We start from the raw sequence: 13350 nt of genomic DNA, 5'->3' as shown, positions 1-13350 counted from the left end.
ACTCTTCGGGCAGTCCGAAGCCGAAGCCGACGCCGCCGGCGACGATCCAGTCGACCTCGGCTCCGTGAGGTGTTCGAGCGCGTCCGCGGCGGCCTCCCCCGCTCACTCCCCCGACTCGTCGGCCGTCGGCGGCAGTGGGACGTCGATGGCCGTCTCCTCCGGTTCGTCGCTTCCGTTCCGGGTACGGACGTCGTCGTCGATCGAGCGACGATACGTCAACCGCAGACGTAGCGTGCTCACGTCGTCGTCGACGTCGGGAAACAGCACCGTTCCGGTGCCGTCCGCGCTCCGGACTACCCGCACGTCTTCACACGAATCGAAGGCGTCCGCGGGCGGGACGGTTCGACGGTGTCCGACCGTTCCCCGCGGGCCACGCAGCCTGAACGCCGTCGGCGTCGGCGGGAGCCGGCCGGCCGCGTCCCCGTTTCGCGCTCGACCGACCACGCCTGCCGGCAGGTCGGCGTCCGTCGGCGGCTGCTCGGCGATCCGGACGCGGGTGCCCGCCGGAAGCGCCGGTTCCGACTCGAAGACGTGGTACGGCACCCAGCCGTCTCCCGGTGCGGTGACGCGGACGTCCTCGAACCGCGCGCCGACGTTGGCCCGGCAGTAGACGCCGACCCTCCCGGCGTCGATGACCGGGTCGGTGACCGCGAACAGCCGTTCACCGTCGAGGTAGCCGACGATCTCGTCGTCCACGCAGTCGATCGTGAGGAGGTACTCGCGACCGACCTCGTACGGCTCGTCGTCGGCCCACAACACCGTCGTCTCACCGTTCGAACGGCGGGTGAGTCGACGGTATCCGCGCTCGTGGTCCATCGAGAACCGATAGAACTCGTCGTGACCACGGTACCGGAAGACGGCACCGATCGCGTCGTCGTCCTCGGAGCGGAGGCGAACGAAGAGCCGGTAGTCGCTCCACGCGTCGTCGCCGGTCACCGCGTACGTCCCCGGCTGTCGGAAGCGGTTCCCGACGAAGCCGTACAGGTTGCTCGTCTGTTCGAGCGTGCCGTCGCGGGTGCGCCAGCGCGAGTGACGGGTCGTGTACGGCGGCTCGTCGACCACCTGCCAGCCGGCGACGTCCTCCCCGCCGGAGGCGTACGGTTCCTCGGACGCGTCGCTCTCGGCGGTTCCGTCCGCGTCGACCGGGTCGTCCTCCGCGAACGCGTCCGCCAGGAGTCGTGCGTCGGCGACCGACGAGTGAACCGACAGCGACGTGAACGTCGCGTCGTCGGCGGTGGTGAACACCCCAGCTGTACCGCCGCCAGGGAACTCGTCGTCGACGCCGAACAGCGGAACGTCGTCGACGGAGACCCACAGCGTCGTGTCGTCCGCACGAACGCGGAGCGTCAGCGGACCCGCCTCCGACCCGTGCTCGAACGGCACTCGCCGAAGGGCCTCGACGCCGTCGCCGGTCCGACGCTGGAGGGCGACCTCACCGTCGCCGACGGCGACCGCGTGGTAGTGGGTCTCGTCGTGGAGGCGGAAGAGGAGCCCAGCCCGTCCGGACGCGCCCGGCGAGACCGTCGTTTCCCACACGCTCGGTGTCTCCTCGACGGGACGAACGAGCCCGGTCCAGCCCTCGGTGCTCGCCGAGAGGCCGTCGTCGTCGACGGTCCACTCCGCGTCCGGATCGGGCGTTCGGGCGTCGCCTTCCGCCGCCGCCGCGAGCGACGCGACCTCGGACGACGTCGACGCGGTCCGGACCGACCCCTCGGCGGGGTCCTCACGCGGGGGTACCCGGTCTCCGGGCGCTCGAACCGCGGCGGCCGCCTCGATAAGCTCGTACTCCTCGTCGGTGAGGCCGACGTCGTCGACGAGGTCCGGATCGACCGCCGCCGCCTCCAGCGCGGCCAGCGGGTTCGCGGGGTCCACCTCGACGTCGGCGTTTCGACCGCGGAGCGCCCGCCCGATCCGCTCGGAGACGGCCGAGAGCCGGTCGTCGTCGATCGCCGGGTCGAACGGTCGCGACGCGGATGAACCGTCGCTCGGGTCGCTGTCCGGGGCGTCCGGGTCGCTGTCCGGGGCGTCCGGGCCGACGTTCGGACCGTCCGGATCGACGCTCGGATCGAAAAACGGGCCGTCCGGGACGGAGCCCGGGATCGGCCCGTCCGGGTCGACGTCGGGCGGCAGGATCTCGCCCACGAACCCGTCGAACGGGTCCCCCGGCGTCGGCAGGTCGCCGACGTCTCCGGGCTCCGGGGTGGGGACCCGTCGGTAGGGGGCGAGGACGCTCCGGTCGAGGAACTCGTCGTCGATCCCCTCGCCGACGGGCTCGGGGGTGAACCCCTCCTCGCCGGTCAGCCGTCGTTCGACGACGTGTCCCTCGGGAGGTTCCGTTTCGGCGAAGAGCACTTCGACGCTCCCGTCCCCGTCCGCCGTGGCTTCCCCGTCGTCCGCGCTCGACTCTGGCGCCCCGTACCGCACGTCCGTCACCTTCGTCACGTCGGGTTCGGTCTCCGGCGGGAGCGCCGTCTCGCTACAGCTCACCGCCGCGGTCGTCCGCGTCCAGTCGATCGGTTCCGGGCTGCGCACGAGGAGCGCGGTCGGCGCGTCCCCGTCGAGGAGCCACGTGGCGTCGAGCCCGTCGATCGACGGTCGATCGCCTGGCGTCAACGCGTGGAAGACGCGATCGTACGCCCGGGCCTCCGCCTCCCCCGGCGGGTCCGGATCGGCGTCCGGAAGCGGGACCGCAGCCTCGGGCGTGTCCACGGGAACCGCCTCGAGCGCGGCTTCGGAGGCGACCTCGAACGTCTCCCCCGGGAAGCTGTGGACCTGATGGACGAAGTCGGCGAAAAGCGAGGTCGTGAACGGGAACCGGTACGCGACGGGTGACCCGGTGTCGAATCCCTCGACGAGCACCTCGGGCACGACGAGGCCCTGAACGTCCGCGAGGCGGACGGCGACGCCGCCCGGCCCCAACGGGTCCGGATCGTCGACGACGAACGTCGGCTCGTCGTCGACGAAGACGTCCACCCGACGGCCGATGACCTGTATGCGGAGGCCGACGTCCATGCCGTCCTCGATCGGCGGCGCGTCGGTCGACGCGAGCGTCGTCGACGCGTCACCGTCGAGACGAACGAGCCGGTAGACGTCCTCGTCCGCGTCGACCTCGAACCGATAGCCGCGGCCCGCGTCGGGGGCGTCGCGGACGACGACGCCGGCCGTGCCGCTCGCGCCGCCCGTGAACCGGAGGTTCGTCGTCACGGCGTAGTCGTCCCACGTCGCCGGCGACGAGTCGCCGGGCGCGTCCGTGAGACGCACCGTGGCGTCCGCGCCGACGGCCGACGACAGCTCCACCCGGCGTTCGGGAGCGATCCGCCAGGTGCCGTCGTCGCCCAGGTCCGGAACGCCCGCCAGCGTGACGGTCCCGTCGGTCGCGTCCACGCCGACGATCCGATAGGTTCCGTCGGGGCGCTCGCGGTCGCCGCGGAACCACACGGCGTCGTCGTTCGGCGAGAGGACGCCGAGGTCCGCGTCGTCGTCGAGGGCGAGGGTCGCCTCGCCGTCTACCGTCGACGTCACCGTCGCGGCGTCGCCGTCGCGGCCGTCGTGGCCGTCGGTGGTCACGTCGGCGGTGCCGGTCACGGACCACCGATCGCTCCCGCCGTCGAACGTCTCATGCAGGAGTGCCGGAACGAGCCGGGCCTCGAGCGTCGCGTCCGGGTCGAACACGAGCCGCGGGTCCCGCTCCTCGAGGACGTCCTCGTGCGGAAGCGTCTCCTCGTCGACGCCGCCACACTCCTCGGCGACCCTGGAGAGCCACGTCCGGTCGTGTCGCTTCAGCGCGCGGCTCCCCGCCTTGCCCCATCTGGCCGAGCCGAGCCGCCCGTCGACGTCCCGGACCGGCCGGTCGTCCGCGTCGTACACCTGGAGTCGAAGGTCGCGGTCGGCCATCGCGTACAGCGTCTCGACGTACGCCTCCCCGAACCTGACGCCGACGTCGTAGGCGCGGTACACCGGCCGTGGCGTCGACGGACGCTCCCCGTCGGGGGTCACGCTCTCCGGGACGCTCCCCTCGACGTATCGCGAGAGCGTGTCGAACGAGCGCACCTCGTCCACGTCGGTACCGTTCCCGCCGTTGCCGCCGGGTGTCAGGGGCGTGCTCACGTCCGCGAGCGCCGGCGGCCCGCTCGTCTCGAAGTACGCGACCTCCCGCATCGTCCCGTCGTCGGGCCAGCGGTGCTCGAAGTCGGCGAGCGGTCCGCCGGCGACGCCACGGGCCTCGACGACGGTGTCGACCACGAGCCGATACCGCTCGTTCGGCTCCAGTACGTGTGGCTCGTCGCTCCATCGATCGAGTCGGTCCCGCACGTGTGCGGCGCCTTCGACGCCGCCGGCTCCCAGGGTTCCGATCGGGACGGTCGCCTGACAGACCTCGACGATCCCGAAGGTGCCGGTCGAGGTCAACACGACCCGGTCGATCCCCGGCTCGGTGTCGAACGTGACCGTGTGTCGCTCGAAGCCGATCGGTTCGGCCTTGGCGACGTGGTCGTCCTCGTCTGGCCGGAGGTCGAAGACCTCTTGCGGGACCGAACGGATGTCCGTGTCCTCGACGACCCCGTGACCGTACGCGGTCGCGGTGAGGTGTGTGTGATCCCGCCGGAGCACGAGCGTGACCTCGACGGATCGATGGCTCCCGTCGAGATCCACCACCACCGACCGCGTCGCGCCGCCGCCGTCCTTTCGGCTGGGGCCGGCGTACGTCAGCGCCTCGAACGTACCCTCGTCCGTCGGGAGCGTCGCGACCGACGGGAGCGCGCCGGTCGTGTTCGAGACGAACGCGGGCCATCCCTCCTCCTCGTGGGTGACCGTCACCTCGTCGGCCGTCTCACGGACCAGCTCCTCGCCCACCTCGGTGCCGGCGAGCCGGAAGCACCGGCCGTCGGCGTAACACGGGTACGTACCGAGGAGGCGGTCGATCCCCTCCTCCCACGCGCCGCCCGTGTTCCGCCCGTAGTCGTACGGGTTGACGGACCAGAGCCGGAGTTTCGTGTTCGCGGTCGGCGGCGTGCCCGCCTCGTCCGGGGCGCCTCCCGCGCCGATCCGCGTGTCGGGCAGCGGCGCCCAGGAACCGAAGACGGGGCCGTCGTCGACCCACCCGCCGGCGTCGGCGTCCCACCGCTCCAGCGAGACGTCCTCCAGGCCGTAACGCGCCTCGACGGGGCCGTCGTCGGTCGGGTCGCCGACGAGCCGCCACTCGGGGCCCGCCGTCGACGCGTTGACGCCGACGTCGCCGTCGTCGATCACGGACTTCGAGAAGGTCAATTCGGGCCGCACGTCCGGGGGGACGACGGGGACGTCCTCCGGCGGGACGGTCCCGTCGTCGGGCGGCGTCGGCAGCCCCTCGTCGTAGCCGAGCAGCCGGTCGCCGTTCTCGCCGCCCTCGCCCGCCGTCGCGTAGTCGGGCGTCAGGAGCGACTCGGAGCGCGGGAGCGGCCACCGCGTCGTCACGCGTTCGTGGCCGAGCGCGACGCCGTCCAGCGGGGCGGGCACCGGCGGCGGACTCGGCACGGGCCCCCACTCGAGCGAGACGCTCGCCTCCGGGTCGGGCAGCGGCCAGGGCGTCTCGAGCGCGACGCGCACGTCGCCGTGTAGGTGGAACGGATCGAGCGCCTCGGCGCCGAGCGCGGCGTCCGCGGTGATCGACGCGCCGACGCCGAACGCGGACAGCTCGACCGAGCCGTGGAGAAGCACCTCACCAGAGAAGTGGGTCGGCTGCCAGCTGAGCCGGACGTGTCCGGCGACCCACGCCTCGAAGGAGACGGCGAGCGGGCCGAACTCGAACGATTCGTCGTAGCCGGCGCGGGCGCCGGTGGCGACCCGGTCGGCGTCGATCATCAGGTACCCCTCCGCGGTGAAAAGCAGCGCCTCCGCCCGCACGCGGTCCTCCCGCGGCTCGCGCCGACCGAGGTTCAGATACCAGGCGGACGGGTCGGCGAAGTCGTAGTGCGCCTCGACGCCGGCCCGCACGTCGAGGAGGGTCGCGTCCGCCGACCGCTTCGTGAACGCGGCGTCGATGCCGAAGGTCACGTTTCCGGCGTCGCCGTCGAGCACCGCGAGCGCGCGTAACGCGCCCTCCGCGTCGACGTCCGCACCCGAAGAGAGGACGTCGGCACGTCCCTCGAGCATGATCACGGGGCCGGGGAACGCGATGACGAGCAGCAGGTCGGAGCCGAGCGCGAAGCCGTTGTCAGCGCTCGTGCCGAGCGTGACCCCGGCGCCGAACGCGAACGCGCCGGCACTGGGTCGCCACTGGGCGTCGAAGTCGTCGACGCGGGGCTCGCCGCTCGCGTGATACCAGCTCTCGTCGGCCTCGCCGCTCAGGGCGTACCACTCGCGGTCGCCGCGGTGCGGCTCCATGTTGTGCGCGTACAGCCCGCCCATGCCGTAGATGGACAGCCCGGTCGAGAAGAGGGGAATACCCGCCGGGAGGCTCGCGTCGAGCGAGACCCCGAGGAAGGTGAACGCCTCCCCGTCCGGTCCGGTCTCGCGGCCGACGATCAGCGTCGCCGAGATCGAGGTGTCGAGGGCGAGCAGGTCGAGGTCGACGTCGCCGTAGTACCGTTCGTCCGCGGGGTCGAAGGCGATCGATCCGGAGAACGCGAGGGCGTCCGGCACCTCGAACTCGACGCCGATGCGGTCGAAGGTCATCTCGACGCCGTCGCCGTCGGGGTTCCACGCGACCCGGAGTCCCTCGGTCGACGCGCCGGCGGGGATCCCCTCGACGATGGCGATCGACCCACCGAACGCGACGTACCGCCAGCCGTCGTCGCGGGTGCCGAACCCGAGTTTCGTCACCTCGATTTCGATCCCCTGGAGCTCGGTCGACCGCTGTGACGGCAGTTCGATCCAGCTCCCCTCGAAGTCGACCTCGCCGTCGCTGTCGATCGTTATCTCCGGCACTTCGATCGTCGGGAGGTCGAGGTCGTCGACGCCGGGGTCGACGTCGGGGCCCCCCTCGCCGACGAGCGGTCGAAGGGTGCCGGCGACCGAGACGCCGACCCCCTCCGCGTCGCCCGCGACGACCAGCCCGAACGAGTCGACGTCGAACGCGGCGACGCCGGGCACCTCGAGCGAGACGAGGTCCTCGTCCGTGACCTCGCCGACCGACTCGGTCCCAGGGTCGGGGAGACCGACCAGCCGCGCCGTGAGCGTGCCGTCCATGTCGAACGCGAGGTCGACGACGACCCGTTCGTCGAAGTACGGGACGAACAGCTCGCCCGCGATCGAACAGGTCGACAGCGCGGTCTGGACGAACTCCACCTCGACCGCGGTGACCGCGAACGCGAGGTCGCCGAGCGACCCCGCACCCTCGCCGGTGTACGTCTCCGCGTCGGGGTCGAAGGAGACGTCGGGTTCGTACCCGATCGTCCCGCTGAGGCCGCCGGAGCCGATCGCGGTCCCGCGTAACACGACGTCTCCGGACACCGGCCAGCGATCGGGGAAGGAGACCGACGCGTCGCCGACGAAGAGCCCGACGAAGCCGTCGTCGACGGACGAGCCGTCGAAATCGTCGTGGTCTGCGATCGCCGGGGAGAGCCCCGTCGGCGAGACGTCGAGGACGACGTCGGTCGCCTCGATCACGACGCCAGTGTGTCCGATCTCCGCGGGCGGCAAGTCGACGCCCTCGAAGCCGTTCACGTCGAGCGACCACGCGTGGTCGACGACGACGTCGACGGTCGTCGTCACGTCGAGGTGCTCCGGCCTCGTGCCGTCCTCGTCCGGTGTCGGCCGGAGCACGTCGCCGTCGACCCGGGCCGTGAGTCGGACCGATTCGATCGTGAGCTCCCACTCGGCGTCGACGATCAGGGTGGCGTCGACCGTCGTCTCGCCGGTTCCCGGCTCGCCGAGAACGAACGTGACGCCGGCGCTGCCGGGGATCGAGAGGGCGGGCTCGCCGGCGACGAGCAGCGAAACGCTCGCCTCGCCGTCCTCGTAGTCGTAGTCGTCCACCAGCACCTCGCCGAGGAAGTCGGGCAGGTTGTCGGTCGAGACGCCGATGGGGTCGAACTCGTCCGCCATGAGCTCGTCGAGCGGTTCCGCGTCGGCCGTGGATGATCGTGTCGTCGGCATGGTCACACCTCCGTCAGGGTCAGATCGTCACGGCCGCCGGTCGGCCGCAGGACGAGCAGTCGGTAATCGTACGTCGTGTTCGGGTCGCGACTCCCGTCCTCGTACGTGGTCCGGTCGAGCCAGGGGCTCACGGGACGCCAGTCGTCCCCGTCGCCGCCGTGGGGGCGGCGGTGTAGCTGATAGCGGAGGTCCGACGGCGCTCCCGTGGCGGGGCTCCACGACAGCGTCACCGCGCCGTCGTCGACCGCGGGGTCCTCGTCGTCCCACGTCGGCGGGTCCGGCGGCGAGCGATCGAACGCCTCCGCGGACGCGACCGCGGTCGGCTCCGTGTGCGCGCCGGACTCCCCGACCCCGACGACCCGATAGTACGTCGTCGTGAACGGTTCGACGTCGGCGTCGACCCACGCGAGCACGCCGTCCTCGACCGCGACCGCGCCGGCGGCCGCCGAGTCCCGTGGCGCGGCGGGGTCCGCAACCACCTCGGGTTCGTCGGCCCGGCGGAGATCCGTCGCCCGCTCGCGGTCACGAGACCGATAGACGAGCAGTTTCTCGAGCGTCGGATCGTCGACGCCCGCGATCCGCAGGGTGATCGCCCGGTCGTCGGGCGCGTCCGAGTCGGCGTGGCCGGCGGCGGCCTCGACGATCCGCGGTCGTCTCGGTGCCACCCCGCCGGCGGACCGGACCGGCATCGTCGGGTAGCTCATCGGCGGACCGTCGGTCCCGCCGGCGTCGCTGCGGTTCCCGGCGTCGTCGACCGTGCCGACCCGATAGCAGTAGACGTTCCGTGAGCCGCCGTCGAACCGGTCGACCCAGGCGCACAGGTCGTCGTCCGGCTCGTCGTCGGGGTCGCCGTCCGGACCGACGCGGTCCGGGTGGTCGCTCGGCGCGAGCGCGTCGACGGTTCGCTGGGAGAAGGCCGCCTCGTTGCCCGGAAGCGCGGCGAGCGTGGCGAGCGTCGCCGGTCGGAGAAGCGCGGCGTCGGTGGACTCCTCGTCCGCGTCGCCTCCGTCGTCCGCGTCGCTCCCCCCGTCGTCCGCATCGCCTCCGTCGTCCCCGTCGCTCTCCTCGTCAGCACCACCCGGGTCGCCCCCGTCGTCCAGGTCGACCGGCCTCCGGAGGCGACGATACGCCTCCATCGCCGACTCCACGACCCCCTCGTCCGGATCGGCCGCGTCGTTTCCGTCGCCCGAAACGGCGTCCTCCGCGAGGGTCGTGAAGGCGTTCACCTCCGCGGCGATCGTTTCGCGTGCCGTCTCGGCCGCCTCGTCGTCGCCGCGGTAGGCGGGCGGGAAGAAGCGGTCGTGGGCCGGGTCGTCGGGGTCGAGCGAGCGCTCCGGGGCGTCGCCGTTGCCGGTGCTGTCGCCGTTCCCATCGCCGTCGTCCGCGGCGGCGAGCCGTCGTCCCCAGTCGGTCGCGAACAGCGTCTCGTCCAAGGCACGGAAGACGTGATAGCCGTAGTCGTCGCCGGCGTCCGCGTCGGGCTCCCACCGGACGGTGTACGCCGACTCGCCGTCGTAGTCCGGTTCGGTCGCGTGATGGAACGAGGCCGGCTCCACGGCAACCGACGGCGTCGCCGGCGTCTTGTGGAGAACCCTGGCGATCGTCGCGGTCGCGTCGACGGCGCTCTCGTGTCCGGCGTCGTCGACGGCCGTCACCGCGACGTCGGCGTAGACGGTCGGCATCGAGAGTGACGGCGCGAACGCCTCGCCCTCCCCGCTCGCGGGTGCGTCGACGAACGCCTCGTAGACGCGCGTCCCGTCGTCCGTTCCGGTGAGCCCGTCCGTGCCGACCAGCGCGCTCGCGTCATCGTACGCGACCGTCGCGACGTTGGCGTCCCAGCTGTCGGGGTCCCGCTCGTCGTCCCACAGCGGGTGATCGATCCGGTACGGCAGGCGCTCGCCCGGCGTGGACGACGCGACCTCCCGGTCCAACACCAGTTCCGTCGGCCCGTCGACGCGCGCGACGGTGTAGACGACGTCGTCGTCGACCGACCGGAACCGCTCGCCCTCCAACGCCTCGGTCCAGCCGGTGTCGTGACCGTCGACAACGGTTCCGGTCGTTCCGTCCACCGTCGCCGTCGACGCCGGGTCGACGGAGACCGTTCCGGCGTCGTAGTGGGCCGGCACCGAGACGGTACAGCGGTCCTCGACCGCCGGTTCCGATCGATCGACGTCGAGTGCTCCCCCGACCTGTGGGAACATCGCGACGACATCGGCTGCGCGGCCGCCCGTTTCGGGGACGAGTCCGTCCGCCTCGCCGCCATCGGTTGCCGTCCCGCCGCCATCGGTTGCCGTCTCGCCGCCGTCCGTCTCGTTCGAACCGCCGTCGGTCGCCGCTTCGTCCCCGCCCGGAACCGGCGGTCGAACCGTGAGCGTCACGCCATCGGCCGCCGCCGTCGCCGCTCGAACCGGAAACGCGGCGTCGTCGATGAGGAGCCTCGTGCCCGCGAGCGTCCCGGGATCGGGGTCGAACGCGTCGTCGAGATCGACCGTGACCTCGTAGCCGGTCGCGGTCGGATCGACGTCGAGCACCTCCCCGAGGAAGGCGTTCGTCCGGCCGGGCGAGACGTACAACTCGAAGGCGTCGACGTCGTCGGCGAGGTCGGCGTGTCCCGCCGGCCAGGTCCACCGGACCCGAATGCCGACCCGCTCGGGATCGTTCGCCCGCCAGGTTCGATACGCCTCGTCCCCCCTGACGTGGCGGTTCGCCGGGAGTTCGTCGGGGTCGGCGTCGACCAGTTCGCCGGGGTCGTCGTACGCGGCCGGATCGAGCGCGGCGGCCTCGACGGCGGCCGGCGACGGGGGCGAAGAGTCGTCCTCGACCCGGATCGCCAGGTCACGATGCGTGCTCTGCGCGGGCGTCGGCGGCTCGAGCGGCGCCGACGGGTCGGTCGTGTACCACGTCGCCGGCTCGCTCGCCTCGCTGAACCGCCCGAACACGTCGACGCCGACGACGCGGTAGCTGTGCCAGCCGTCGGCGAGGTCGCCGTCGGTCCCGTGTAACCGGACGTTCGGCCACCCCTCCGGCGTTCGCGGCGGGCCCGCCGGCGCGGTCGCGAGTATCGGCGTCGCGTCCGCGAGGAGATCCGCCCTCGAGCTCGCCGTGATCGGGTCGTAGCCGGCGAGGTCGGAGTTCTCCTCCAGTCGCCACGGCTCGTCCCCGCTCCACCGCCAGAGGTGGTACTTGACGGGCGTCGCCACGTCCGGGGCGGTCGCGTCGAGGTCGTCCATGTCCCACCGGAGCCCGACGGCGTTCGCGGTGTCGGCCGTGACCGGCAGCTCGAACGCCATCGGTTCCTCGGGCGCCGGGAGCGGGTCGCCGTCGCTCCGGCTCACGTCGAAGGCGATGTACCGATCGAGGCCCGGCGTCGTCGGCGAGGAGGGAAGCCCTTCGAGCGCCGGCATCGCGTCCGCCCCCGTTCTCAACGGTGGGATCGCGTCGGCGTGATCGGCGACGATCATGTAGTCGTACGAGACGTCGTCGTCGATCGTGTCGTCGATCCAGTAGAGACCGAGCGCCTGTGCGGCCGCCGGGTCGGTGGCGGCCGTCAGGACGGCGTCGAGCGGGTTCTGCGTGGGAAGCGACGCCGCGGCGGCGTCGGTCGCCGCCGGGTGGATCAGGTAGCGGCGGGGCAGCGTCGCTCGGAGCCCGACCCGGCCGCGAAGGTGGAGCCGTTGGTCGGCCTCGTCGACCGACCCGATCCGGTGGGTGTGGTCCTCGTAGACCACGCAGTCGACGGGGTCGCCGTAGTACGGGCCGCTCACTGGCCGATCGAGTGTACATATCTCGAGAGTCCGATCGCCGACCCGGAAGTGCGCAACGTCGACGATCCGATACAGCTCACGGTCGTCCTCGATGCGGATCCGGCGGCCGACCGTCGCGTCGTCCCAACCGGCGTTAGCGGTGAACACGTACGGCCGGCCATGGACCACGACCACGTCCGTGTGTGACCCCGTCGAGAGGCGGAGTCGCGATCCCACGAGGTCGGTCGTCCAGTCGGTGTTCCAGCCGTCGACCGCCGACCCGTCGGCGGTTCCACCGAAGACGGTCGACCCGTCGCCGTTCACGACCGCTAGGCCGTCCGGAGCGCGAAACGCCGGCAGCGTCCGGTTCGCCATCCCGCCCCCACCGCCACCGCTCCCGCCCCCACCGCTTCCGCCCCCACCGCCGGAGCCCCCCTCGTCGACCAGAACCGAGAGCGTGTCGTGGAGCGAGGCGAACTCGTCGGCGAGGAGGTCGTACGCCAGGTCGCTGCCGCCGGTCCCGCGGTACGGCCGGGAGAGGACGAGTCTGGTGGACCCGTCGGGCGCTTCGCCGACGTCGGTGATCCCGTACGCGGTGGAGTCGCCGTCGATCCGCAGACAGTCACCGACGAGGTCGTCGTCGGGAGACAGATCGCTCGCGAACGCGTACGAGGAACCCGCCGAGACGGTGACCGTTCCCGTTCCGGAAGCGGACTCCTCGCCGTCGACGAGTCGATCGGGCGGGCCGTACTCGATCCGATCCCTCGCGATCGTCCGGGCCTCGTCCAGGTCGCCGATCGTCGTGCCTGCGCTGACGGGTGCGTAGTCGGGGTGAGAAAGCGGGAGACGGATCGGAGCCGGTGCGTTCGGAACGAGGCTCCATCCCCGACCGAGGGTCGAGGAGACGAAGTGCGGCGCGACTTCGGTCACGAACACGGGGGTTCGTTTCGGCTCGCCGCCGGTACAGGAGACGGCGTCGATCCGGTCGCCGGAGAGCCTGACTTGCCCGCCCGTCGTCTCCGTCTCGTCGACGACGCGGTCGTCGGTGAGCGCCCGTACGACGACCGGATCGCTCCCCTCGACGTCGACGGATACGTCGACTGCGTACGACGGCTCCGGCAGCTCGATCGGAACCGGATCGCTTCCGACCGGCATCACCGCATCACTGCCGTCGTGCTGGACGTGAAAGACGCGCTCGTGTTCGGGGAAACCGAACCGATGGCCCGCCTCCGTGTGTGCCTCGGTGAGGGGCTTTGCGGGGTCGTGATCCAACGCGGCGGTCAGCCGAACTCGCGGCCGCCGGGGCGCTTCCCGATGGCGACGCCTGAAGAGGTAGTAGCCGCCACGGGGGAAGCCGCGGTGTGGGGGAAACGCCCATCGGAGGTGAATCCCGGGGGAAAGGTCGGGATACTCGTCGCGGGGCTGTGCGTCGCCGTCAACGCCGAGGGGTGTCAGTGCGAGGTGTGTCATGGGCCGGATCGCTCGGCATCGCCCGGATACAGCGATCGGGCGATCCCCACGGGCCGAGGACCGG

Annotated in this window: 2 protein-coding genes; both read right to left on the bottom strand. The window is 72.1% G+C overall.

Features of this window, described 5'->3' with window-relative positions; translation table 11 throughout:
* Positions 1-102: 102 nt before the first annotated feature.
* Positions 103-8073 (bottom strand): hypothetical protein, encoded by a 7971-nt coding sequence (locus OKW78_RS10460; protein WP_281195107.1) that lies wholly within the window; start codon positions 8071-8073, stop codon positions 103-105.
* Between the two features lie 2 nt (positions 8074-8075).
* A complete protein-coding gene (locus OKW78_RS10455) occupies positions 8076-13286 on the bottom strand; it encodes a hypothetical protein (protein WP_281195106.1) in 5211 nt (1736 codons plus the stop codon).
* Positions 13287-13350 lie beyond the last annotated feature (64 nt).

Origin of the sequence: Halorubrum sp. F4, assembly GCF_027257195.1 — an archaeon.
Taxonomy (GTDB): Archaea; Halobacteriota; Halobacteria; order Halobacteriales; family Haloferacaceae; genus Halorubrum.
Note: the sequence above shows the minus strand (reverse complement) of the source record. Positions and strands in the feature narration are given on the sequence as shown.